The sequence below is a fragment of the Brevibacillus porteri genome, assembly GCF_003013475.1.
Taxonomy (GTDB): Bacteria; Bacillota; Bacilli; order Brevibacillales; family Brevibacillaceae; genus Brevibacillus; species Brevibacillus porteri.
The window spans coordinates 79253-104103 of sequence record NZ_PXZO01000033.1 but is presented as its reverse complement, the minus strand read 5'-3'; the positions used below and the strand labels follow the sequence as shown (position 1 = coordinate 104103).

Below are 24851 nucleotides of genomic sequence, written 5' to 3'. Positions count from 1 at the left end.
GAAGCTGCAGAAGCAAAGATCTCTCAATTGAAAGCTGATAAGGCAGAGCTTGAAGCTGCAAAAACAGCTCTGAACAACGCTATCACTGCAGCTCAAGGTACCCATAATGGTGCTACTGAAGGAACTGCTACTGGTGAATACGCAGTTGGTTCTAAAGCTACACTCCAAGCTGAAATTGATAAAGCTCAACTTGTAGCTGACAATACTAATGCTACTAAAGCAGAACTTGATCAGGCAAAATCTGATCTGGATGCTGCTGTAACAACTTTTGAAGCTGGTAAAGTCTCTTAATAAAACTACGAAACGTTACTTCATAAGCTCATCTGAGTGAAAGAAGTAGAGAAGCCCCCTTAGACCAGTCAAGTATGATGCGTCCGAGGGGGTTATCTCTAACTATCTTGTTGAATTGATTGGTGTGAATCCAATTCATGAGAACAGCCATTTACTCATGTGCCTAATCCTCCTGCATGGAAAGCGGCTCTATACCAACTGCTACCGTGAAGTCAGGTGAAGTCGTACTTGCGAAAGGCAAGGCGGGGCTCCTTAAAAGTTGGCTATGGTCAGGAGACGAACCCATGGTGACCCAATACGAGATAGCTGTTGTCAGGTAAATAAACGCTAGGGACTGGGCAACAGTCGATGTACGCGAGATCGTGCAGACGAAATAGGAACAATTCAGGCTGTTAAACCTGTTTTTCTCGGATTGTATAGTGGAGACCTAAGGTCAGCAAAACAAGGGATAGACAAGATGGAACGTTTGAAGTCTTATCAGAAGAGGTGGGGTAGCACCAGTGAGGCTGATAAGATGGCGGCGGGTTCGTAGTAGTGTGGATGGCTTGCCGTTTGTACCCGTAGTGGTAACACAGGCGGGGAGGAAAAAACTGGCCGGAGCGAAGGAACCCAGTCAGCGGATAAGAAGGATACGAGAACTTACAATGGGCGTTGTAGTTTCTCAAGTCTACAAGTGAACAATTTCCAAAAAGGATTGCAGAGAGATCATTTCTGCAGTCCTTTTTGGCGTTTAATCCTGCTTTAAGGCGGTTGCAAGTATAGCGGGCTAAGACGATTAAGTTTGTGAGAAATTTGTGAGACGCATTTGATAGGATGAAGTTGCCCATTGTAAGACGTAACATTTCCTTCTTCGTTGATGGAACGCCGTATGCGATGAAAGTCGCCCGTACGGTGTAGGCTCGTGATAATCCCCAATTTTCAAACGGGATAAGACGAGAATAGCGAAATTGTCTGGAATGCGAAGGAAGTAGTAAAAGGTAAGGCACCGACCGGCGGTAGGGAAGAGACGAATCAGTTGGAAATTTTAACAGGTGCAAATAAAGACGGAAGGATTAAGGTAGTATTTGATGATGGTCAGATTCGAAAAGACATTGTTCAATCGGTGAAAATGAATGACAGTGCTTCAGCGATCTTTTTCCAGCTATATGATGCGATTTATCAAGAATTAAAAGCAGATTATAATATTACAGGAAGTGGAACGTCTATTTATATTAATGAACCGACTCCAGAGGCAGACAAAGATATTATCATCACGTTAGAAGATCCAGACGCGACAGGTGTCACTGGAGTAGGCTCAGAATGGAACAAAGGAGTCGCTGGTACGGGAGGAGTAGCTGAGGTAAATGAACTTGAAATTACTGAGAGTGGTTCTAGAGCGATGGATGTGCGCGTTAACTTTACCGACGGATCCTTCTTTTTAAACGAGACTGTTACTGTTACCCTACAAGGTACAGAAACACCTTCTGAAGTTGCAGACAAAATTGCATCTGCTTTTCATGCACTCAATGATGGCAAGGGGATATTCCGCCAAAATATCACTGTTTCTGGGGCGAGCGTAATATTTACGTCTACGAAAACATTAGCTGACCAAAATATAACCATTTCGTTGACGCGTAATTAGTTTTTAGTAAGAAATTGTGATAACCGTTTTGTAATTTACTCAAAATAGTTGGAAACGAAGTTTAACCAAAAGTTTAAAACAATGGCTTAATACGGGGCTTATCATATCTGCCGGCCAATTTCGTAATATGCCACAAGAGTCTGTCTCTCAGAGGCGGACTCTTTTTTACCTAATCTTCTTGTGTTAGTCTCATTCTAAAAAGCATAAGTTACAATGAAAAGTCGCTTTGATGACGGCAAGAGTTAGACACCACTACATAGAATGCCTCCCTAACTAAGCGTAAAGACATAGATGGGGAGGCCAGTTGCTACAAATTATATATAATGAAAGTGACTATTTGAATCTAAAACTTTCCAATCAACGTACTAATCTCTCTCTCATAGCCATACCGCTTAAAAAACTCAATCAATGCTACAGCAAATATATCTCGCTGGCTAATATTTTTTTCCTTACTGTATTCACGCACCATTTGATCAAGTGTATTTGTCATATGAACAGACTTCGTAACGAAAACGCCAGGTACGGCATATCGAGGAACTTTTCCTGATTCCGACCCAGGGACGATCAGGTCGATTAAACGGCCTCTGTTGCGCTCCAAAAGCTCGAGTAGGGAAAAATACTGATCCATCTGGTTCGAACCCGTAAGACCGGTTCTAGCCCCTACAAAAGGCTCCTCTAGTTCTTCCAGTGAATATTCATTAGAGAAATTCGTTACTGCTTCGTTGTGAACCATTTCTTTATCAGCCAGTCTTCCATATTCCTTCACATAGTTCTTTGTGTCAGAGCACCACTTGTATCCTTTTGCCTTCATATATGTTGCCAGCTCCCGATGATCCTGAAAGCCCAAGCGTTTAGCAATCGTCTTAGCATCTGCTCCTTCTTTCTGAAAGAGCGAGAGAATCGTCGACTCCATTGAAGACTTCATTAAATCTTTGCTTGGGTCCCACTTCTCGGTTTGTGTATGTATAGGTACATAGGCTTGTTTATAACGATCCCACATAAAGTTCTTGCGACGCATGTATATATCTAAAGTCTTGTAATTCTTATGTCCCAGTTCTTGGGCTAACTCATCTCTCGTTTTTCCCTCAATCATGCCTCGCAATATCTCATTGACTCGCTCATCATAGATTGGTTTTTTCCCTGTACGTATATCCACACTCTACACTCCTATTTCTCTCTCTTTTAAGTGTTTGGATTTTTTATACTCTCATCTACAAATGGTTGATCGCATCTCGTAGCTGATCTAAATTGGTGTGAGTATAAATACTGGTTACGTTCAAAGATGAATGTCCTAGAAGTTTTTGTATTTGTACCAGATTAACATCCTTTTTGACTAACTGGCTTGCGAAGCTGTGACGGAGAATATGGGCTGTCACTTTCTTACTCCACCCTAATCGTTTGACTGCTTCCGTAATTTCTCGGTTAACGTATACAGGAGACAGCTTACCGGTCTTTTTCGTGCAAAAGAATCGATTGGAATCAGAATATGGCCGCTGATGAAGTACATATTCTTTCAATAATGGCAGTAAACGGGGCGAGATAGGAATAAACCGATCCTTGTTTCCTTTACCAGCAACTACGTGAATCACCTGCTGATCCCATTTCACATCTTGTAATTTGAGGTTCAGGCACTCTGATATGCGCATACCAGTCAAGAAGAGAACCATGACAACTAGTTTGATTAGTGAATGATCGATTGCGTTAACTAAATCGTTTACCTCATCTTCCTCCAGGTATGTTCTTTCTTTTTGTTGCACTTTTATTTTCTCTACGGACAACGCGATATTCTTCGGAACCCATTCTTTTTTATGCGCATAAGAAAAGAATGATCGAAATGTATGAAGGTTACGCTGTCTGCTGGAAGGAGCATAGGATCGCTCTGATTTAAGATACAAGAGAAAATCCTCAATATCCGTAACTGTTACTTCATCGACGTAAGGTTCACAGTTATATTTGCATTCTAAAAAACGGGTAAAGTAGGAAAGATCCTTTTTATATCCTGTAGTTGTTTGTTCACTCCGGCCAATAGAGAACAGGTATTGCAAGAATAGATCAACTGCTTGAGTTAAAACCATTTTTTCGAAACACCACCATGAATGCCAGTGTACGTAAGCAGAAGGAATAACATCAAAAAATGGAATATCGTTAGTATAACCGTTATTTGGATATTTACATACAGTGAAACGAAAGTGTTGTGTGATTAAAAAAGTTATAAGTATTCAGTATATGTAAATGTAAATGAAAGGGACTAGCGCATGATAGCGATAGTCCCTTCCACCATTTGCAACAGTTTACAAATTTTTAGGGAGGGTCGAAAAAGACCCCGTACACATTTCTGCGTATGGGGCACTCTTTCCACTTCCATTGCTCTTTTTCGCTGAGCTTATGAAATAATGTTTCGATTACTGAGTAACAACGATGTTAGCTGGAACGGACAGAACGTTTCCTGCAGCATCTTTCACATCAATTGTCTCCAATGCTTTCAAAGAGAGGCCCTTAGCAATTTTGTCTGCATCAACTTCTGCAATAGTTACTTTAACAGTAGTTTTAGCATCAGCGCCAACGCCAGCATCTACATTGTTAGCAGGTGTTTGCGCTTGACCACCAATCAAAACTTCGAAGTCTTCACCGGTAGTATCCGCAACAGCTTCAGAGAAAGTCAAAGTGATTTCTGTTGTTCCAGTCAGCTTAGCAGAAGTTACAACTGGTGCAACGTTCTCATTAAGCGATGTTCCGTTAGTGTGGTATGGCTCCATCACTTTAGTAGAACCGAGAGCTTTCACATCAGAGATGTTGATGTTGCGTTTACCAGTGAATTCGTTAGAACCTGCTTTCAGATTCAGAACTGCAACTTGTGTAGTTACACCATTAGCAGTTTCAGCTGGCAGCAATGTTACGGATTCAACAACAGCGCCGTCAATTTTGTAGTTAGCTGCATTTGTAGCAGAAGCTCCGTCTACTGCTTGGTCAAAAGTAACTTTTACTTTGTTGTTGTCAGTACCTTGCTCAACAGCAGTTACTTTCGCAACAGCACCACTAGCTGGTACTCCATCTTTACCGCGAGTAAATGTCGCTTTAGCAGCTTCAACAGGTACATCTGCAGTGCTAGTTACACCAGTGAAAGTCAGGTCGAGGTTGTAAGTAGCACCCTCAACATCAGTAGCTACGTCGCCCAAGAAAGCATCGAGGTTTACACGAACTACTTTCTTGTTAGTTGCATCTTGTTTTACTTCTGTTTCAGTTGCAGCGATTGTGTTCGTGATATGGTCTTTTACGAAAGTACCAGCACCATTTACTTTACCAGCAGCAACTTTAACATCTTTATCAAATGTCAGTTCAAGATATTGCTTGCTATCAGTAGCATCTACTACTACATTAGAAGAAGCAACTTTTGGAGCTGCAGCATCTTTTGTAAATACTACAACTTTGCTTGTTTCTGTACCAGCTTCACCACTGAGGTCATGGAATTCAGAAACTACTACAGTTTTAGCACCTTCAAGTACAACTGGAGACGTTACATGATAAAGAGTAGGATCAGTTGTATCCTTCACAACTTTATCGGTAGCAACTACATCTGTACCGATTTTAATAGCTGGGTTCTTAACGAGTTGCTCAGAGAACTTAACAGTGAAAGTATCTGCACCTGTTTGTGCGATAGCAGAAACTGTTGGAGCTACTCCGTCCATAGCACCTTTAACCATTGTTACAGTTGCAGGGTTTGGAGTGAGCAGGTTGTTCGCACTATCTTGCGTACCAATAAATGTCGCAATTACTGTTTTACCAGCTGCGATATCAGAAGTCAAAGTGAAAGTCACTTTGTTAGATGGAGCAGTAAATTCTTTTGTAACGTGACCATCTGTAACAGGAGTACCATCAGCATATTTGAATATTACAGTACCGATTTCTTTAATTGGCTCAGAGAATGTAACAGTGAAAGTGCTAGCGGAATCTTTTACAGTGGAAACGATAGCTGGAGCAGTGGTATCAGCAGCGAAAGTTACAACGTCGTCATATTTAACAAAAGTAGAACCATCTTTAGCTTTGAGGCCATCGATAACAACAGTGTAACGCTTGGAAAGCGCATTCGTTGCAGTTACAGTTAATGTCTTGTTATCTTCACTGAGTTTACCAGACAATGTTCCAGAAGGTACATTATCAATCGTGGTGATTGCTACTGCAGTTGAGAGCAATGCGCCATTATTGTCAAACAAAGATGCAGCATCAACTTCTTTGTTGAATTTAACTTCAACAGTTGTACCGTTAATAGCACTAACCCTTACAATAATTTCTAATTGTTCACCAATTACAGCAAATCATGTCCTACCAGTATTTTCATATAGTCGATGTTACCCATCATTTGTAGAAAAAAGGAATATGGATGTAGCTGATTGCTAAGTAATGGAAATCCCCACAATATGGAAGTGTAGTTTTTCCTTTGGAAGTTGATTTTTAAGGAAAATAGTTTTAACGAATAGTTCTCAAATAATAGAAATAGAAGCAAAAAGCTTATCCTTGAGTAGGATAAGCTTTGTTTTTGTTGGTTTTTATAACTCATAAAGTTATGGAGGCAAACAAAATGAATGAAAAGTACAGTGGTACCAGGTATTTGTCGTTCTATTCATACTAACGGAACCAATGGTGGCCTTTGCTCAAGGCGGAAAAAGTGATATGGAAATCGCGATAGCGGTAAAGAAAAATAGCACCAGACGGCTTCGCTAACCAATACAAACAGTTACGTAGATTGCGTTATTGTCAAATCAACCATATATATAGAAGGAACTGAAAAAAATCCATTTGTCCAAGTCAGGGTATATCAGACGAAGGTATGGTGGAGGGAATAAACCATCCGAGTATTTGCAGGTGAAAAAGCTATGAATCCAATAAATCATGGAAATTAGGAATACAGGAAAGATCCAGACGCTTTCATTATTGGCTATTTTCTGTATCCACATAAAAAAGAACCAACTGTACAAGACAATTGGCCCAAAGGAAATTCCCCAAGTTATTTGTTTAGACCCTTATATTTTATCAATAATAAACAAAGTTGTAAACTTTAACTCTTTATGGAAATGTTGTGCAAGACATTTTTACACGTGTAATCAACTCTCTTTTTTTTGTTTCTGTGCACAACTTTACATTCCTTGACATCATCTGCATCATACGGGTATCCTAACATAACTACTATTACGAATGGCTCCGTTCTATGGTTGCAAAAACCGTTTCATTGCTGTTTATAATGCCAAGTTTTCTATGTTGCAAAAGGATGTCACTATGCTATAGTGGATGACGAATGCAAACTGTATATAGATGTAGAGAAAAGTTGGGAGCGACGATATGTTATCCTTCTTGAAGAATTTAATGGGGAATAAACCAACGGCGAAAGAGGTTCAAGAGCAGGTTCAGGAGGAATCGATCTTGTCTGCTTCTGATACCGCACAGTCACATCAAGAAGAAGGCCAGGTACAGGATGCATCTTCTGGCGTCATCACAACGCTCTCCCTGCATAAATCATGGGAAGATAAGCTTAGTCAACAGGAGAAGTATTCGCTCTCCTTTATGGCTCAAGAACTGACTCCATTGCAGGTGGGAAAAATCTCCCTGGCAGGGACTGCTCTTGTTCCGCATGATGAAGGGATTGAAGTGACAGCGTTCATCCGGAACAGTTCTGATGAACCTGTACACCTGAATGAAACGAAACTGGTGATACTGTTCGGTGATCAGGAGTTGTTTACCCGCCAGACGTTCGATCTAAGCGAGATCGGGGAAATTCCACCGCGTTCCGCAAGGCCGTGGTCGTTTGTATTTGATAGAGAACACTTCCTGAAAGTGGATGTTCTTTTGGCAAATTGGAAAATTGCTTTTGAATTGGCCGAGAAGAAAATGGTTCTGCCACAACAGCTAGAGCTAGAGGAATCCTGGATTAAGGCGTTGTCTGAAGAACAGAAAACTTACTTGATTCAGTTAGCCAAGAATCTTCCTGCATTAAAAGAGGGAGAGGTCAATATCCAGAGTGTACAGCTTAGTCGTTCGTCAGAAGGTGATCTTCATATCATGCTTCTGATACGTAACGGTTCTGCGCAGTCCCTTTCCTTTGAAAAATTGCCGTTGGCGCTGTTTGATGCCAGTGGAGATAAAGTGGCAGAAGGCTTATTTGAACTGGACGGCTTGACTGTAAATGCAAATACCAGCAAGCCATGGGTGTTTATTTTTCCGCCGTCAAGCATCCTAAAGGAAGCACCAGATTTGTCGCGTTGGAAAGTGAGCGTACCCCAAGGAGCTTGATTTTTTGAGTGGCCAATTTGCATGGGCTAGTCTAAAACGTTTATGATGATAAGAGAAGCTTCGTTCGTGCCCGGACGTGTGAGGAGGTATCATATGTTTTCTTTTATGAAGAATTTGTTAGGTAAAGATCAACAGAAGCGCTCCCTGGAGGATCTGAAAAAGGAGATTCAGGAAGAGTCGACAATTGATTTAGCTTCCATGACTAGCAACGAAGTCGAAATGGATAGCAATGGTGGACCAGAAAAGTCTGCTACGAAGGCTGAGAAAATTCGAACTGAGCTATCGTTGAGCCCGATATGGGAAAGTGAGCTGGATTCGGAGAAAAAGTATACTCTCCGCTTTTTGCAAGCTGAATTGCCTGAGATGGTACCAGGCATGATTAGCGTAACAGGCTTCAGTATGATTCCACAGCCAAACGGAATGACTGTCGCTATGTTTTTCCGCAACGCCACAAATAAACCTGTGCGTATTAAAAACGTAGGATTAGCGATTTATCTGGACGACAAGCCTTTTGCGCGGATGAGAGTGGATTTGTCAGATATGGAGGCTATTCCACCGCATTCCAGCCGTCCATGGGAGGTTTTGTTCCCGGAAGAAAGCTATTTGCATGACAATTTCACCTTTAGCCGTTGGAAAGTGGTAATGAAGGCCGGCAGAAATTCACATGTTTGGCCTCGTACACTGGAGCTTGATCCTGAAATGGAGAAGCGCATGACTGATCGTCAAAAGGATCGTCTGGAAGCATTGACACAGTCTTTGCCGTTAGTTCCTATTAATACGGTGGAAGTAACGGGTTTTGACATCCGAAAGACCGAGGAAGGGAACCTGGTAGTAGCCATGCTTTTCCGAAATGGTCTCAACCATGATTACCATCCGGAAAAACTCAAATTTACGATTTCGGATTCGGATGGAGATGTAGTTGCGACAGGTTCTCTGGATGCAAGCTCCATTCGTGTAAAGCCTGGAAACAGCCGTCCGTGGCTGATTGTATTCCCACCTAAATTTGTGAAAAAGCCTGATGCCGACCTGAAAAGATGGGCGCTTTCTGTAGAGTAGATCGCACATTTTTTAGGGATGGGAAAGAGGAGGTTGCTATATGAGTTGGTTATTGGAAAATTGGTTTGGTTCCAAAGAGAGCTTGGAGCAAGTACGCGAAGATATTCATGAGAATCTTCATAGAGAGTTTTATTTGGGTGTATCTGGACTGGATAATCCGCAACAATCTGCGAACCGCGTGGACTCGAAGGAACTGTTTTTGGTGATGAATGGTCCTTGGGAAAATCAATTGGATGACGCTGAGCAGGAGCTATTGCAATACGCGCATGATGAAATGCCTCCGGTTGTTCGTAACGAAGTCGGTATTATTCCGTTCTTCACGCAGGTTACCAATGATGGTTATCTGGTTCTTGTTTACATTCGCAATGCGACAGACCGCAGTGTTTTGCTACAAAAGCTTCCGTTGACTTTGGTTACGGAGGACGGAGAAGAGGTCGCGAAAAAAACGTTTGACCTGATTTCCTCAGGACCAGTAGGAGAAATGTCCAGTCGCCCGATGGAATTTATGTTCCGTTGGGATGAGTTCGACCGTATCCCTGAAAAAGAAATACCTCTGATGCTGACTTTTATCAAGCCAAAAAAGCACGGAGTAGAGGATAACCAAAATTATAACTGGGGTCTGAGTGCAGATGAGTCGGAGCAGTATCTGCAACAGGCTGAAGAGAAGAACCCCATTGCAGAGGGCGAAGTAGATTTGCAAGTCCTCGATATCAAGCCTGGTGAAGATAACGGCTTGAAAGTTATCGTTGCTTTCCGTAACGGATTAGGAAAACGTCTGGAGTTTACCGAAGTGCCAATTATTGTTCATGATAAAGCTGGCGATACGGTAGCACGCGTACACTTCACGTTGGAAAACATGAAGGTAGAAGCGAACAGCCATCGCGTGTGGGCGTTCGATATTCCTTCCTCTTCCTTTAAAAAAGAAGCAGTAAATATTGCGGAACTGACTGCCTTTATTCCGAAAGCACAACAACGAAAAAAAGAAATAGCTCAGGTAGCACCTGAAGTAGAAGACAATAAAGGTTTGTTACAGTAAGGAGAAAACCCTTTTTGCCGATGGTGAAAAGGGTTTTCTTCTGTGAGAATGTCCCAAATATTGGAGGATGAGGGTTGCATGTCCCCCTTTTCATCCGCTATGCTAAAGACCAGATTACAAATACCTGAATTCCTTTTAGACTGCTACTTTTGCAGGGGAGAGAAGGAAGGACTGTTTTACATGAAAAGATCAGTGAACATGTCAGTGACTGTTACATTAATGGTCACGCTCATTATGGCAAACAACCAATCAGTCTTTGCAGCAGCACCTCCGGCATCCAATGACTACTATTTGACCAACCAGCTACATCTAAGTCAAATTAAAGCAGATAAAGCTTGGCCAACGGTAAATAGCAATGAGCAGATTATTATTGCTGTATTGGATACTGGGGCAGATTATAAACACCCTGATTTAAAGGGCAACCTTTTACCTGGTGTGAATCTCGTCAATGCTGGGAAGTCAGCACAGGATGACAACGGGCACGGCACAGAAGTAGCCGGTGTTCTTGCTGCTAGTGGAAATAATAATATCGGTGTTTCAGGTGTTCTTTGGAATGCCAAGATTTTACCGATTAAAATCTTGAATAGCAAGGCGTCATCGGATGAAGAACTGATTGCAAAAGGTATCAATGTAGCTTTGGATCGTGGTGCCAAAGTTATTCTGATGTCCTTTAGCAGTATGGCTTACTCCAAGTCGTTGGCAGCTGCTGTACAACGAGCGGAGAGAAGTGGAGCCGTTTTGGTTGCAGCAAGTGGTAATGAAAGTAGCCGTGTGGCGTATCCAGCTGCCTATCCAACAGTCGTAGCGGTAGGGGCTGTGAGGAGTAACAATGAAGTCTTGTCTCAGGCAAATACGGGGCCGGAACTGAATTTGGTGGCTCCTGGGTTGAATGTATACACGACGAAGCTAGGGGGAAAATACGGCTCGTTTAGTGGTACTTCAGCAGCGGCACCGCAAGTAGCTGGTGCAGCTGCGCTCATTCTCGCTCGGCACCCTAATCTCAGTCCATTTGATGTGAGGCAATTGCTTTATCAAACGGCTACTGACTTGGGGGAGAAAGGATGGGATCGGAAGACTGGATACGGCTTGTTAGATGTCAACAAAGCAGTGAAAACGGCACTTTCTTACGACTTTTTAGAACCGAATGATTCTCCTTCCAAAGCGAAGGCGTTTCCGATTGAGTCACAAATACGCGGCAATTTGGGTCCAAAAGATACCGTAGATTGGCTGAAGATGGACATCCCTTACGATGGAAAGGTCAGCTTTACGGCTACAGTAACATCGGGTATTTCTTCGGCGGTGGCTGCTACCTTTTACCCTGAGAATCGTCAACCGATTACACAGTACTTCGGGAATGGCGATACGATAACGGTCCCGGTCAAGGCAGGAAGTATGAACATCCGCTTAATGCGCAATGGAGGCGTCAACAACGCTTTTAACTACGTTTTGACGAGTAAATTTACGATCAACCCTGACCGAAATGAACCGAACGATACACAAGAAACGGCCAGACCGCTTGTAGGGAACCAAATCAGTGTAACAGGCAATTTTCATGATGAAGGCGATCAGGATTGGTTCTCTTACTATGTTCGCGAGTACGGGCATTTAGATGTCACTGTAAGCCCTGACAACAAGAGAGTGGATCTGTTGCTGGGTCTTGGCAAACAAGCGCCTGGTCAAAAAGCAGTAGTCTGGGATCCTCTATACGATAATGGGACAAGGGACAATCCGACAGAGCGGGTCAGTAAAGAGGTGTCCCCGGGTAAATATTACATCCGTGTGAGCGAGTATTCGCGGAATGCAGTCAATGGCGAATACCAGCTGGATTTGGGGTACACGCCAGTTAAAAAAGATTTCAATGAGCCGAATGATACCTATCAAAAAGCGTCTCCGTTAAGCGGTGGGACAGTGATGTCAGGAACAATTCCGACAGCAGCTGATCCCGACTGGTTCCAATTTACTGTCAATAGCGAATCATATGTGACATTCCGAGCACCGTATATTCCTGTGGATAGTGGCTTTCGTTTCGCACTCTACAGCGATCGAAACATGAACTATGCGCTTGCTTCGACGAATGAGGTAGCCGAGCTTTCCAATAGTGGGAATGAAGTTATCGGTTTGCGCTTGCAGCCAGGAAAATACTATGTACGCCTCAATAGTGGTACTTCGTTCAAATATGATTCGTACCGACTCACGGTGACGCAGCAGAAATTGATAGCGGGCTATCGCGATATTTCGGACCACTGGGCGCGCTCAGAGATCGTCAGACTTAGCTCTCGCGATATTGTAAATGGATTCAATGATGCTTCGTTCAAGCCGAATCAGGCAGTGACCCGTGCAGAGTTTGCGACGATGCTGCTTAAATCGATGCGTGCGACCGGTTCCAAGGTAGCGACTACCTATACAGGAAACACGACCTTCCGGGATATGAAAAAGCGGCACTGGGCGTATCACAACTTAGGTGTAGCCTATCAATTAGGAATTTTGAAAGGGTACCCGAAGAATGAAATGAAGCCGGATCAGCCGATATCGCGTGCAGAGATGGCGGTCATGATCGCGCGGGCACGTGATGTTTTAATGTATAGCCGTGGTACCTCGAATTATCAGGATGTGCCAACGAGTCATTGGGCTTCTCCTGCCATTGAAGCTTTGACATCTAGAAATTGGCTCAGTGGTTACGGTTCTTCCTTTAAACCGAATGGAAGGGCAACTCGCGCAGAGGTAGTAGTGGTACTTTCCAAGGCCTATCAAATATAAGTAAAATTTTTCCTATTGACATCTCTGAAAAAAACAATTATTCTATTATCCGTAATGGATACTCTTATCCAGAGCAGGCGGAGGGACTGGCCCTATGAAGCCCGGCAACCGATCTAGAGCGGTGCTAACCAGCAGAACGGACATCTGTTCTGGCCGATAAGAGGATGAAGGAAGCAAAAAACGCTCAAACCTTTTCCTCCTAAAAATGGAAAGGGTTTTTTATTTGCGTTTACGTAGATAAAATCCTGACTCGGCTACCACACTATTTGTATGAGGTCAAAGGAGGTATTTTCTCATGGCTTTGCAAAAAGGTCGTCGTCTGTTTACATCCGAATCTGTAACCGAAGGACATCCGGATAAAATTTGTGACCAAATTTCCGACTCCATCTTGGATGCGATCCTGTCCAAAGATCCAAACGCTCGCGTAGCTTGCGAAACTTCCGTAACTACTGGTTTGGTTCTCGTAGCAGGAGAAATCACTACAAACACTTATGTAGATATCCAAAAGCTCGTTCGTGAAACCATTCGTGAAATCGGTTATGACCGTGCGAAATTCGGTTTTGACGCTGACACTTGCGGTGTTATTACTGCAATTGGCGAGCAGTCCGCTGACATTGCACTTGGTGTAGACCAAGCATTGGAAGCACGCGAAGGCAAAATGACTGACGCTGAGATCGAAGCAATTGGTGCTGGTGACCAAGGGTTGATGTTTGGTTTTGCTTGCAATGAAACACCTGAGCTGATGCCACTTCCAATCAGCATGTCCCACCAATTGGCTCGACGTCTGACTGAAGTACGTAAAAACGGAACACTTGCTTACCTCCGTCCTGACGGAAAAACACAAGTAACCGTTGAGTACGATGGCGACAAACCAGTTCGTATCGATACAATCGTTATTTCTACCCAACATGCTCCTGAAACAACTCTGGAGCAAATCAAGCAAGATCTGGTTGAACACGTAATCAAAACAGTTGTTCCAGCTGAACTGTTGGACGCTGAAACCAAATACTTCATCAACCCAACTGGTCGTTTCGTAATTGGCGGACCACAAGGGGATGCTGGCTTGACTGGCCGCAAAATCATCGTAGATACTTACGGCGGTTATGCTCGTCATGGCGGCGGTGCGTTCTCCGGTAAAGATCCGACAAAAGTTGACCGTTCCGGTGCTTACGCAGCTCGTTATGTAGCGAAAAACATCGTGGCTGCTGGCCTCGCAGACAAATGTGAAGTACAAGTTGCTTACGCAATTGGTGTAGCACAACCAGTTTCTATTGCAGTAGATACATTCGGCACAGGTACGATTTCCGAAGAAGCTCTGGTGAAATTGGTTCGCAAACACTTCGACCTGCGTCCTGCTGGTATCATCAAGCAGCTCGACCTGCGTCGTCCTATCTACAAACAAACAGCTGCATATGGCCACTTCGGACGCAATGACCTGAATGTTCCTTGGGAGCAAACAGACAAGGCAGAAATCCTGAAGCAAGAGGCTGCTCAACTGTAATATCATGAATGACATAAAAAGAGCCTGGTGTTGCTACTGGGCTCTTTTTCATTTTAGGAGCAAAGTCATCCAATTATTGGGCCAATTGTTGCACAGGAATTTGTAGGACTGTGTCGAATCTCCTAGTGAGGAAGTAGAGGAGGGGTTTTTTTGCCGAACAGAAGGCTCTTCCTGATCGTATTTCTTACTTTTTTGTTTTTTGCAGTGGCTATTGGGTTGTTAGGCGAATCTTTTCTGGAAAAAAAGAATAAACAAGAAGTGCAACCTTTTCCCCAAGTGGATACGTCTATAAGCATAAGTGAGACAAAAAATGCTGAGCCAAACGTCACACTAATTGAAGAAGCAGCGGTTCAAACGAAAAAGTGGTATAACAATCAGGTTGTGGTTTTGACGTACCATCATGTCACGGATCAATCGAATCAGCGGTATGTCATAGCTCCTGATCAATTTGCCCGACACATGAAATTTTTGCATGATAACGACCTGAATCCGATTTCGTTGGATGAGTTCCTGCGATTTATGGAGACGGGTACCTTACCGACTGAGAATGCTGTTTTGATTACGTTTGACGATGGGTATGAGAGTTACTACACAGAAGCATTTCCGATCTTACGTACATACGGCTACCCTTCAGTGAACTTCGCGATTGCGGGGCGCTTAAGAGATGTAGCTGATCGAAAACGGGAGAATATGACGCCACCACTTACGCGTCAACAGGTTAACGAAATGATTTATTCGGGACTGGTTACAATCGGTTCCCATACGTACAGTCTGCATGAAGAGGAAGAACGAAATGAGTGGGGCGATCTTGGCCCAGAAACAGCTCCGGTCTATCTGAAAGACTTGCAGCGTTTAGAGGAAGAAAAAGAGTACAGGGACCGACTCTATGTGGATTTCAGTATATCTCGCGTTAGTTTAAGCGAATGGATGAAGCAAGAGATCCAAGTCATCTCGTTGCCATTCGGCTACACAAGTCCAGTCGTACTGGAGACAGCTCGTCAAGCTGGCTACCGCTATGTATTTACATCCAATCGTGGATTCGTAAAACAGGGAACAGATCCGTTTGCCATTCCACGCAATGACATGGGACTGCGAGATGTTGAAGAAGAGCACCTCCAACAGTTGTTCACGAAGGCTAAAAATGAGTTTGAAGGAGAGCAATCATGAACAAAGCGATAGACATCAGCGTGCTGGACGGGGTGATCAAGCGAACCATTGAAACCGTAGAAACGAGTAAAACCCAAATATTTGATATAGCTGAAAACGCCAGACAGCATGGCAACTCATTGAAGTTTGATTTACATGAACTTCGACAAGAAATTTCCAAAGTGATTCAAAAGGTCGATGCGCTTGAACTTGCGTATCGCAAATCGCGCAACAAGCTCGTGTTGGTCAGTCGTAATTTTCATATGTACACGGAGGAAGATATCCGGGTTGCGTATGAAGAGGCGAGCCGTATTCAGGTAGAGCTGTCCATTTACCGCGAACGGGAAAATAATTTGAAGCGCAGAAGAAATGATTTGGAGCGTCAACTGCGTACCTTGGAAGAAACCATCGTCCGTGCAGAAAAGCTGGTTTCTCAAATGGGCGTTGTGCTAGGTTACTTGACGGGTGACTTAAGCAAGATAGGCGAGGCGCTGGAATCGGCTAAGCAGCATCAGTTGATGGGCTTAAAGGTAATCCAGGCTCAGGAAGAAGAGCGCAAGCGTGTCGCGCGCGAAATTCACGACGGTCCAGCTCAATCGATGGCGAATGTCGTGCTGCGTTCGGAAATTGTAGAACGCATGTTGAAGAACGAGCGCATTTTGGAAGCGCAAATGGAACTTCATGAGCTGAAGGAAATGGTACGCCTGAGCTTGGCGGATGTTCGACGTATTATTTTTGATTTGCGTCCAATGGCATTAGATGACTTAGGGCTAGTACCTACCTTGCAAAAATATATTCAAACGTGTGAAGAGCGTATTCAGTCTTCCATCGATCTGGTAGTATTCGGTGTGGAGCCTCCTTTGCGCAGTTCAGTAAAGGCTGCGATCTTCCGTTTGGTTCAGGAATGTCTGAACAATGTGGAGAAGCACGCAGGTGCTACGACAGTTCAAGTGAAGCTGGAATTTGTACAAGATTCGTTAAGTCTTGTCGTCAAAGACGATGGAGTCGGATTCGATCTGGAAAAACGCATGGCGAATGGCAACTCTTTTGGACTCTTGGGAATGCGGGAGCGTGTACAGCTCTTAGAGGGAAGTGTTGAGATGCAATCCGCTCCGGGAGAGGGAACCAAGGTTATATTCCAAATACCGATAAAATTGTGACATGATACGTAAATAAGCACTGGGGGATGAACCATGGATAAGAGACAGCAAGAACTCCGCATCGTGATTGTAGATGACCATCAATTATTTCGCGAAGGTGTAAAGCGAATATTGGAAATGGAAGATGATTTCAAGGTCGTCGGGGAAGGTGCGGACGGAGGAGAAGCCACAGTATTGGCGGAAGAGCACAAGCCGGATGTCTTGTTGATGGATATTAACATGCCGAACATAAATGGCGTTTCTGCTGCAGAAAATGTGATTTCGGTAAGCCCTTCTACTCGTGTGATTATGCTCTCGATTCATGATGATGAGGGATATGTGTATCGTACACTCCGCGCTGGAGCGTCTGGCTACTTGCTGAAGGAAATGGGAACGTCAGACCTCGTTGACGCTGTACGTGTAGTGGCGAGTGGTGGTGCATACATACATCCGAAGGTGACGGGCAAGCTGATTGAAGAATTCCGTCGTCTGAGCGAGCAGGAAGGGACGGCAGAGCGTAGCTTCTCCGTAGATGAATCACAAGCCATCGATCCAAAAGTGATCGAGTCGCTTACCCGTCGCGAGCGAGAAGTATTGCAGCTGATGGCAGAAGGGAAAAGCAATCGTGCCATTGGGGAATTCTTGTTTATTAGTGAAAAGACGGTTAAAAATCACGTTAGTAGCATTTTGCAAAAGCTCAATGTACAAGACCGGACACAAGCTGTTGTCATCTCCATTAAAAACGGCTGGGTGAAACTGTAGGAAGCGCTTCCTATTTGCACGCTGTTCAAGCCGTGCGGCATACCTTGGTATAGGAGGAGGTATGACCGTGATGGAAGAGCTGATTGTATGGCTTTTGGCAGCATTTGGCTGCTCCTCTTTGTTGGTAATGATCGCGGAGCGCTGGACCAATCGGAAGGATAGCGCGAGCGAGCTCCCGCATGAGCATTATCGGTTGCTGGTGCGCAATTCGGAACAGGTGCTGGAACGTGTAGTGCGGAGTCTGCTGTTTCGCTCGTATTGGAGTGGCAGACCTATCCGAATTACCTTGATAGATGATGGATCAGACGATGATACGAAACAGATGACAGCTGTCTTGAATCGTTATCCGTACGGACAATGTTTGGGAGACGGACAGGAGGATATGGCGGCTGGAACCATCGTCATTGATCTGCGGGAGAAAAAAGAGGGAGCATAAAAGTTTGTTAAGCGTAAATATTACGAGCTGTCGACAATAGATCGGCGGCTTTTTTATTTTTCTACGGCCTGATTTTGGTTCCGAAATTTATTTGCCGGACCTGTCTGTCTTTTTGCACACTAAGAGCAAGAGGGCGGGGGAGTGAGCGTATGCGTGAGTATTTGCTGTATATCAAAGCTTGCGGCGGATCAATACCACAGGTGCAGACTTATGTTACGCCGAGCTTTTCTGTAGATCGTTCTTTTTGGCAGGAGAGAGAAGGGTGTGTCCTGCATGTCATCGGGAAGACATCGTCGCTTGCTCTGGCCTTTTCCTTGCGTGCAAAGGTGAACGGGTATTTGATGGAACGAGTCGGCACAGGACGGATGCTGACTGATGGATATGTAAAAGAGTTGAGAGCACTGGCGGTAAGTAGCGTGTGCGAAGCGAGCAACTTATATGGAAGGGAAGCAGCGAGTGTACAGGATCGCCGAGAACAGAGGTGGTTTTCTTGGGAGTCAATCGAGGAGAGTGTGGAAGTTTCTTATCTAGGTAACAAAGAATTAGGGAAATTGCCGGGGGCTCGGTTGGACTATTTGGGTGGTCACGAGCTTCTTCGAAGGAGCTCATCTCGGGTGAATATACAAGAAGCTGTTTTGAGAGAGATTTTGGACGGGCGTGCGCTCCTTTGGGATGAAGTGGAGTCCTTGCTGAAAAAACGAGGGGTGGACGTGAATGATTTGTCAGCCATTTTGCATGCACTCGTGCTTGCAAACAAAGCGGAGTGGCGACCGGGTATTCGTTTTGCGGTCATAAAAGGATGGTGGCGCAATCGGTTGGAGTTGGTCTGTGAACGCTGCGGAAGCGCAGGAGAGAAGGTGGAGTTTACTTATTGTCATACGTGTGAGCAAGGGTGCGCTTACTGCACAGCTTGTTTAGGAATGGGCAGGAGTAAGTGTTGCACTCCGTATTTTTTAATGGATGTAGGAGAATCTCTTATCCGTAGCGCAGACCACTTGCAGAACGTGGCGAGATTGGAGTGGGCGGGGAAGTATTCGGCAGATCAATCGCGGGCAGCTGAGCGAGCGCGTTGCTTTGTTGCCAATCCGAGACCAGGGCTATCGGAGTTTTTGATCTGGGCAGTTTGTGGAGCGGGCAAAACAGAGTTGTTATTCCCTTCGGTTACAGAGGCACTTGCTGCTGGCGGTCGTGTTTTGATTGCGACACCTCGAAAAGACGTCGTACTAGAGTTAGCCCCGCGTATTAAGCGAGTCTTTCCCGGGGCTAAAGTGATTGCTGTTCACGGTTCGAGCTCAGAGAAATGGGAAGAGAGTGACATCACGATTGCGACCACGCATCAGGTCATGCGCTTCCATCGGCGTTTTTTGCTGGTCGTTCTCGACGAGGCCGACGCGTTCCCTTATCATAATGATCCTATTTTGTATCGCGCTCTATCCAGAGCGGTGAAAAAGAGTGGGAAGCTCCTCTATTTAAGTGCAACACCTCCGGGATATTTGCAAAAGCGGCTCGTTAGAAAAGGACGCTCAACCCTAGGCTCGTCTGGGGCGATACCGCTATTCTCAGATACACATGTTCTGTTACCTGGACGCTACCACGGTGCTGCGCTTCCTGTCCCCAAGATTCTCGCGGTACAAGACTTACATAAGCGCGTTCAGACGAATCGAATCGTGGCACCGTTTATAGAAGCGGTGAGTAGTTCTCTGAATGAAGGCCGACAAGTTTTTGTTTTTGTCCCGCGAGTTGATGAAATTGACAGGGTGCTATCGTACCTTCAAAAGTGGCTTCCTGCTCACGCGGGGGAGATGGCCGGTGTTCATGCGGCAGACCATATGCGGGAGGAAAAGGTACTCGCATTTCGAGAAAAACGTTATACCGTCATGGTGACGACTACGATTCTAGAGCGAGGTGTGACCATACCGAAGAGTGACGTAGTAGTGGTAGGCGCGGAGGCACCTGTATTTGACGAGGCGTCATTGGTGCAGATAGCAGGACGAGTAGGACGATCCGTTGATGATACGTCGGGTAGTGTTTTATTTTTGCAAGCAGAACGCGCTACTTCTCCAAAGCGGGCCGTCAGACAGATATTACAGATGAACAGCTTAGCTCAAAGGCTCGTGGAACAAAGAGGCCTTTCGTGATTAGTGGGATGTGTGTCCGTTGTGGTGGGCGTATCGCAGCTCTCCAAAAGGAATCAGTCGTTCGTGAAAAGGCACGCCAGCTATCCGATCAGGCGAGCTATCCGGTCATCTACCGCATGTTAAAAGGGATTGTGTTGTGTGGAGTCTGTCTTGATGCTTTGCCGTTGATTGGGCATGATATTTGCCGGCAGTGCGGGCGTGACAGGGAGTTGCAGGCTAGTATCGGCAACGAAGGGCTATGCCGGGATTGTTTTCATGGAGAAGATGATCAGATATTGGTGGCAAATCGGAGTTTGCTTCGCTATGAAAAGGGAGAGAAGGATTTGCTCGGATTGTTTAAATACCGCGGTGATGAGCGGCTAGCTTTATACTACGGTACGCTTCTCGCCATTACGGTTCAGCGTTATTACAGGTCTATGGGTTTTACCTGGATCACGATGGTTCCTTTACATCCACAACGATTGCGGGAACGCGGCTTCAATCAGGTTGACCTGCTGGCCGGGCATTTAGGAGCGGCAATCAAAATTCCTGTCAAACCGTTGCTTCTCAGGACGAAGGATACCCCAAAGCTGAGCAAGCAAAAAGGGCGCGCAGCACGTCACGAAAGCATGCGCGAAGCTTTTGTGTGGGATGGCCAGGATGTGCCTGTGCCCTCTGCTGCTAAAATCCTGCTTCTTGACGATATTTATACGACTGGTTCGACGTTGCGTTCGTGCGCGAAAACAATCAGAGAACATTTGGGGCCAAGCTGTGAAGTATATTCCTTGACAATATACCGATAGCCAGTTTGGAAAAATTAAGCTATGATGTAGGCATATAACGGATGTGGAACCGTATGAACTTTCTGAACGGAAAAGGGGTTGTCCGATATGTCTATGGGCAAGTTGGCAAACTGCTCGCGGTGTGATGCTGTATTTGTACAAGCAGTCCGTGACATTTGCCCCAAATGCTATAAAGAAGTGGAACAAGAATATGAAGCATGCGCCCAATTTTTGCGCAAGCGAGAAAATCGCGGATCGAATATTCACCAGGTGAGCGAAGCCACTGGCGTGAGCGTGAAGCAAATTACGAAGTTTATCAAAGAAGGGCGCATTTCGGTTGCCGGAAATCCCAACCTTGGCTATCCATGTGAGCGCTGCGGTTTTTTGATTCGAGCAGGCAACATTTGCGAATCTTGTCTAAAAGGCTTGAAGCACGAAATCACGCAACAACTCGAGGTAGAGCAACGATTGGACGAATTCCAACGCGCCGATCTGGCTCAGGCAGCTTATCGAAGAAAGCAGAATAGTGACGAATAGTTTTGTGCAAAAAAACTAATCGTACATCATGAAATTGCCGATGATACTACTAAGAGGTGTCATCGGTTTTTTCTATGAAAAGACCGTTGGTATGAGAGGATGGTAATCAGATGCGGATTAATGAACCTAACCGTGTCGGGATGATCAATGCTTACAACAAGACAGGCAACAACCAAGTAGGCAAAAGCGGCAAAATCCCGATGGGCAAGGATGAAGTAAACATTTCCACTGAAGCGCTGGAAATGCAAAAACAAGTAGAAGATGTCAACTCTCCACAACGTCGGGAAAAAGTGGAGCAGTTAAAGAAGCAAGTGGAGGAAGGAAAATATCACGTCTCAAGTGAGCGGATCGCTGATAAGCTCCTGTCCTTTTGGAAAAAGCTGTAACACAGATCTGAAGAGGACCTTTTGAACAGCCTCTTTAAATAGTTTTCGATGGAAGATGAGGAGAAGCAAGGAATGAATAGACTCTACGATCTGCTCGACAACTTGATCCAGTTGCACAAAGCCTTGTACACCTTAGCCTCGCACAAGAAAGAAGTGCTGGTAAAAGGGAGTGTGGATGAACTGGTAGCCATTACACGCCAGGAGCAAAAACTGATCAAGGGCGTCACAGAAGCTGAAGCAGCCCGCCAGCAAGTCGTAAAAGAACTGACAGCACAGAAGGGCTTTGCGCTGCAAGAAGGCACACTGGCTGAATTGATCAAGTTGACGACCAGTGCGGAAGAGAAGATGCGACTCACTTCCTGTCGTAATGAGCTAAGCCGGATTGTGACCGAACTGCGCGATGCTAACGACCTGAATCAGCAGTTACTGGAGCAATCCCTTTCTTTTGTAAACATGACGCTCGACCTGATCACGGATACGCCCGAGGACGACTTCATCTACGGAAAGCCGACCTCGGATACGTATCGTCAGGCTAATCGAACTTTTTTCAACAAAAAAGCGTAAAGAGGTGTCGAAATGCGCTCTACTTTTCATGGAATTGAAGTCAGCAAACGCGGCTTGTTCGCTCAACAATCCGCGCTAAATACAACGGGACATAATATCTCCAATGCGAATACGGAAGGATACAGTCGCCAGCGCGTGAATATGCAGGCTACGACTGGTTTGCCTTATGTAGGGATGCAAGCGAGTATCGAGCCAGGGTTGCTCGGGACAGGGGTTCAAGCTACTAGTATCCAGCGTCTGCGAGAAGAGTTTTTGGATATTCAGTATCGGAACGAACACAAACGTCAAGGCTACTGGGATGGTCGTTTGGAAACGTTGGAGAAACTGGAAGGCATCATGAACGAGCCTTCTGACACTGGCTTGCAAAAGGTTATGGACCAAATGTGGCAAGCATGGCAAGACTTGGCCAAAGACCCGACAGATACATCGGCTCGTGCGGTTGTTCGGGAACGAAGCAAGGCAGTAGCGGATACGTTTAATACGCTGACAAAGCATATTCAAGAAGTACAAACCGATCTCAACAACGTGGTCAATGTAAAATCGATGGAGATCAACTCCTTGGGTCAACAGATTGCTAACTTGAACAATCAGATTGCAAACGTTGTACCGCATGGTTATCAGCCAAACGATCTCTATGACCAACGTGACGTATTGTTGGATAAGCTCTCCAAACTGGTGGAGATTCGTGCAACTCAATCAACAGCTGGTATGGTAAACGTGACCATTGAAGGTCGTGAATTTGTTACTGGAATTACATCGCAGCCAGTAGCTACTGTACAGAATCCAGCTACGGGCCTGAGTGACATGACGCTGGGTGGGGCGGCCTTTGTGCCGACAACTGGCTACATGGCAGGAACCCTCCAATCTCGTGATCAGATCGTGCCGAACATGTTGAAACGCTTGGATGTTTTGGCTGTGAATCTGACGAAGGAAATCAACGATCTGCATCGGGCAGGTCGAAGCTTGAGTGATATTAACAATGGTACTGTACAGGATCTGCCATTCTTCGTGGATGCGAATTCACTGGCCGCTAATCCAGCGACAAAAGATTATCCGAAAGGTGCATCTAGCCTCGTTATTAACCCAGAGATCATGAAGAGCCTAGATGCGATCGCGGCAGCACAAGAAGAAGCAGGTCGTACTCCTGTAGGGAATAACAAGAGCGCTCTCGCCATTGCATCGGTTAAGTTCAAGGTATTGGCTGCAGGCACTGGCCCTAATGACTTGGCAGAAAGCTCTACGCTGGATAACTACTACCGCTATACGATCAGCCAATTGGGTGTTGACGCCCAGGAAGCCGAGCGTAACCAATTGAACTCTGAGATGCTCGTCGGTACTGTAGATAGCCAGCGTCAATCTGTATCTGGCGTATCGATCGATGACGAGATGGCAGAAATGGTGAAATATCAGCATGCATACAGTGCCTCTGCTCGCGTCATGACGAGCATGGACGAAATTTTGGACAAAGTCATCAACGGCATGGGCCGAGTGGGCCTCTAATTAGGAGGGAATAGAATATGGCAGTACGTGTAACACAGAACATGCTGAATAATAATATGCTGCGGAATTTGCATAATTCCATGCGTAACATGGATAGGCTGCAAGATCAATTAGCATCTGGTAAGAAGATTGCAAAACCTTCAGATGATCCTGTTGTAGCAGCACGTGGTATGTTTTATCGATCTTCATTGATGGAGAATGATCAGTATAAGCGGAATATAGATGAAGCGCAGTCTTGGTTAGATATGACGGATAGTACGATGGATGAAGTGGGTAACGTCTTGAAGCGAATTAAAGAGCTTTTGGTTTATTCTGGGGATGGAGCGGTTTCTCCCGATGATCTAAAGACGATGGGATCTGAGGTTCAGGAACTAAAGAATCATTTGGGATCACTTGCAAATCAGCAAATTAATGGTAAGTATATTTTTGCAGGCACTGATACGAACAAAGCTCCTTATGATGCTACTGCAAACGGTGGGAAAGGGGACTTCGTCAGTACAAATAGCTCCCTCATTGATTTGGAAGTAAGTCAAAATGTATTTGTGACATCAAATATTAACGCACAGAAGGTTTTTAATTACCCTGATAATGCCAATAATTTGTTTAAAAAACTGGATGGTATTATTACAGAGTTAAGCAACGGTAGAAATGCAATGCAATTTCAAACGGCGATAGACCAACAATATGATAAATTACTTGCGGAGAGAGCTTCGTTAGGTGCGAGCGTTAATCGTGTAGAGTTAATTGCCGAACGATTAAACTCTCAAGGTGTTAACATTAACAAGTTAATGGCAGCAAATGAAGATGCTGATATGGCAAAAGTTATGACCAACCTAAAGACACAAGAAAGCGTTCATTCGGCAGCACTAGGCTCGGGGGCTCGCATTATTCAGCCTACATTATTAGACTTCCTAAGATAGAAATAGGGAAGGGGATAG

The 24851-nt window shown here is 44.9% G+C and carries 21 protein-coding genes and 1 riboswitch; of the genes, 18 read left to right on the top strand and 3 right to left on the bottom strand.

The window, feature by feature from the left end:
• Both C7R92_RS32060 and C7R92_RS17795 read left to right on the top strand, forming a co-directional pair.
• Window positions 1-291, top strand: a 291-nt coding sequence (locus C7R92_RS32060) for a hypothetical protein (protein ID WP_158265760.1), incomplete at its 5' end; no start/stop codon positions are given.
• A gap of 1015 nt (window positions 292-1306) precedes the next feature.
• Window positions 1307-1912: a hypothetical protein gene (locus tag C7R92_RS17795; RefSeq protein ID WP_106835176.1), complete on the top strand. Its 606-nt coding sequence runs from the start codon at window positions 1307-1309 to the stop codon at window positions 1910-1912.
• A gap of 343 nt (window positions 1913-2255) precedes the next feature.
• Here the strand turns inward: C7R92_RS17795 and C7R92_RS17790 are convergent, their stop codons facing one another.
• The 3 genes from C7R92_RS17790 to C7R92_RS17780 all read right to left on the bottom strand — a co-directional run bounded on the left by C7R92_RS17790 (window position 2256) and on the right by C7R92_RS17780 (window position 6123).
• The gene (locus C7R92_RS17790; protein ID WP_106835175.1) at window positions 2256-3068 is read right to left on the bottom strand and encodes a hypothetical protein; all 813 of its coding nucleotides are present in this window, start codon (window positions 3066-3068) and stop codon (window positions 2256-2258) included.
• A 55-nt stretch (window positions 3069-3123) separates the two neighbouring features.
• A complete protein-coding gene (locus C7R92_RS17785; RefSeq protein ID WP_106835174.1) occupies window positions 3124-3987 on the bottom strand; it encodes a tyrosine-type recombinase/integrase in 864 nt (287 codons plus the stop codon).
• A gap of 327 nt (window positions 3988-4314) precedes the next feature.
• Window positions 4315-6123 (bottom strand): hypothetical protein, encoded by a 1809-nt coding sequence (locus tag C7R92_RS17780; protein ID WP_106835173.1) that lies wholly within the window; start codon window positions 6121-6123, stop codon window positions 4315-4317.
• A gap of 1123 nt (window positions 6124-7246) precedes the next feature.
• Here C7R92_RS17780 and C7R92_RS17775 point away from each other — a divergent pair.
• The 16 genes from C7R92_RS17775 (at window position 7247) to flgL (ending at window position 24833) form a co-directional block, all read left to right on the top strand.
• The gene (locus C7R92_RS17775; RefSeq protein ID WP_106835172.1) at window positions 7247-8194 is read left to right on the top strand and encodes an accessory Sec system S-layer assembly protein; all 948 of its coding nucleotides are present in this window, start codon (window positions 7247-7249) and stop codon (window positions 8192-8194) included.
• A gap of 93 nt (window positions 8195-8287) precedes the next feature.
• Entirely contained in the window at window positions 8288-9250 is a 963-nt protein-coding gene (locus tag C7R92_RS17770; protein WP_017252303.1) for an SLAP domain-containing protein, read from the top strand.
• 40 nt (window positions 9251-9290) lie between these two features.
• A complete protein-coding gene (locus tag C7R92_RS17765) occupies window positions 9291-10286 on the top strand; it encodes an SLAP domain-containing protein (protein ID WP_106835171.1) in 996 nt (331 codons plus the stop codon).
• Between the two features lie 180 nt (window positions 10287-10466).
• A complete protein-coding gene (locus C7R92_RS17760; RefSeq protein WP_106835170.1) occupies window positions 10467-13043 on the top strand; it encodes a S8 family peptidase in 2577 nt (858 codons plus the stop codon).
• Between the two features lie 61 nt (window positions 13044-13104).
• A riboswitch (SAM riboswitch) is annotated at window positions 13105-13206 on the top strand.
• 132 nt (window positions 13207-13338) lie between these two features.
• Entirely contained in the window at window positions 13339-14544 is a 1206-nt protein-coding gene (gene metK, locus C7R92_RS17755) for a methionine adenosyltransferase (protein ID WP_106835169.1), read from the top strand.
• Between the two features lie 150 nt (window positions 14545-14694).
• The gene (locus C7R92_RS17750) at window positions 14695-15711 is read left to right on the top strand and encodes a polysaccharide deacetylase family protein (protein ID WP_106835168.1); all 1017 of its coding nucleotides are present in this window, start codon (window positions 14695-14697) and stop codon (window positions 15709-15711) included.
• Window positions 15708-16850: a sensor histidine kinase gene (locus C7R92_RS17745; protein WP_069850894.1), complete on the top strand. Its 1143-nt coding sequence runs from the start codon at window positions 15708-15710 to the stop codon at window positions 16848-16850. The genes C7R92_RS17750 and C7R92_RS17745 overlap by 4 nt, the downstream gene beginning before the upstream one ends.
• Window positions 16851-16883: 33 nt before the next feature.
• Window positions 16884-17591, top strand: coding sequence for a response regulator (locus C7R92_RS17740; protein ID WP_069850892.1), 708 nt, complete (start codon window positions 16884-16886; stop codon window positions 17589-17591).
• 70 nt (window positions 17592-17661) lie between these two features.
• Window positions 17662-18027 carry a glycosyltransferase family 2 protein gene (locus C7R92_RS17735; protein WP_106835167.1) on the top strand — a complete coding sequence of 122 codons (366 nt, stop codon included), beginning with the start codon at window positions 17662-17664 and terminating at the stop codon, window positions 18025-18027.
• Between the two features lie 149 nt (window positions 18028-18176).
• Complete coding sequence (locus tag C7R92_RS17730; protein ID WP_106835166.1) at window positions 18177-20165, top strand: ATP-dependent helicase ComFA; 1989 nt, start codon at window positions 18177-18179, stop codon at window positions 20163-20165.
• A complete protein-coding gene (locus C7R92_RS17725) occupies window positions 20162-20947 on the top strand; it encodes a ComF family protein (protein WP_106835165.1) in 786 nt (261 codons plus the stop codon). The genes C7R92_RS17730 and C7R92_RS17725 overlap by 4 nt, the downstream gene beginning before the upstream one ends.
• Before the next feature lie 87 nt (window positions 20948-21034).
• Window positions 21035-21463, top strand: coding sequence for a TIGR03826 family flagellar region protein (locus C7R92_RS17720; protein ID WP_017252293.1), 429 nt, complete (start codon window positions 21035-21037; stop codon window positions 21461-21463).
• 110 nt (window positions 21464-21573) lie between these two features.
• Window positions 21574-21849, top strand: coding sequence for a flagellar biosynthesis anti-sigma factor FlgM (flgM, locus tag C7R92_RS17715; protein ID WP_016742371.1), 276 nt, complete (start codon window positions 21574-21576; stop codon window positions 21847-21849).
• Between the two features lie 72 nt (window positions 21850-21921).
• Window positions 21922-22413: a flagellar protein FlgN gene (locus C7R92_RS17710; RefSeq protein WP_026043387.1), complete on the top strand. Its 492-nt coding sequence runs from the start codon at window positions 21922-21924 to the stop codon at window positions 22411-22413.
• A gap of 12 nt (window positions 22414-22425) precedes the next feature.
• Window positions 22426-23913 (top strand): flagellar hook-associated protein FlgK, encoded by a 1488-nt coding sequence (flgK, locus tag C7R92_RS17705; protein WP_106835164.1) that lies wholly within the window; start codon window positions 22426-22428, stop codon window positions 23911-23913.
• Between the two features lie 17 nt (window positions 23914-23930).
• On the top strand, window positions 23931-24833 hold the full coding sequence (gene flgL / locus C7R92_RS17700) for a flagellar hook-associated protein FlgL (protein ID WP_106835163.1): 903 nt from the start codon (window positions 23931-23933) through the stop codon (window positions 24831-24833).
• Window positions 24834-24851: the final 18 nt, after the last annotated feature.

What these genes read in the sequence shown, in the direction of transcription:
- C7R92_RS17785 (WP_106835174.1), bottom strand. Translation starts at nt 3,987, where the DNA reads ATGGTTTTAACTCAAGCAGTTGATCTATTCTTGCAATACCTGTTCTCT.
- C7R92_RS17775 (WP_106835172.1), top strand. Translation starts at nt 7,247, where the DNA reads ATGTTATCCTTCTTGAAGAATTTAATGGGGAATAAACCAACGGCGAAA.
- C7R92_RS17770 (WP_017252303.1), top strand. Translation starts at nt 8,288, where the DNA reads ATGTTTTCTTTTATGAAGAATTTGTTAGGTAAAGATCAACAGAAGCGC.
- C7R92_RS17765 (WP_106835171.1), top strand. Translation starts at nt 9,291, where the DNA reads ATGAGTTGGTTATTGGAAAATTGGTTTGGTTCCAAAGAGAGCTTGGAG.
- C7R92_RS17760 (WP_106835170.1), top strand. Translation starts at nt 10,467, where the DNA reads ATGAAAAGATCAGTGAACATGTCAGTGACTGTTACATTAATGGTCACG.
- metK (WP_106835169.1), top strand. Translation starts at nt 13,339, where the DNA reads ATGGCTTTGCAAAAAGGTCGTCGTCTGTTTACATCCGAATCTGTAACC.
- C7R92_RS17745 (WP_069850894.1), top strand. Translation starts at nt 15,708, where the DNA reads ATGAACAAAGCGATAGACATCAGCGTGCTGGACGGGGTGATCAAGCGA.
- C7R92_RS17740 (WP_069850892.1), top strand. Translation starts at nt 16,884, where the DNA reads ATGGATAAGAGACAGCAAGAACTCCGCATCGTGATTGTAGATGACCAT.
- C7R92_RS17735 (WP_106835167.1), top strand. Translation starts at nt 17,662, where the DNA reads ATGGAAGAGCTGATTGTATGGCTTTTGGCAGCATTTGGCTGCTCCTCT.
- C7R92_RS17730 (WP_106835166.1), top strand. Translation starts at nt 18,177, where the DNA reads ATGCGTGAGTATTTGCTGTATATCAAAGCTTGCGGCGGATCAATACCA.
- C7R92_RS17720 (WP_017252293.1), top strand. Translation starts at nt 21,035, where the DNA reads ATGTCTATGGGCAAGTTGGCAAACTGCTCGCGGTGTGATGCTGTATTT.
- flgM (WP_016742371.1), top strand. Translation starts at nt 21,574, where the DNA reads ATGCGGATTAATGAACCTAACCGTGTCGGGATGATCAATGCTTACAAC.
- C7R92_RS17710 (WP_026043387.1), top strand. Translation starts at nt 21,922, where the DNA reads ATGAATAGACTCTACGATCTGCTCGACAACTTGATCCAGTTGCACAAA.
- flgK (WP_106835164.1), top strand. Translation starts at nt 22,426, where the DNA reads ATGCGCTCTACTTTTCATGGAATTGAAGTCAGCAAACGCGGCTTGTTC.
- flgL (WP_106835163.1), top strand. Translation starts at nt 23,931, where the DNA reads ATGGCAGTACGTGTAACACAGAACATGCTGAATAATAATATGCTGCGG.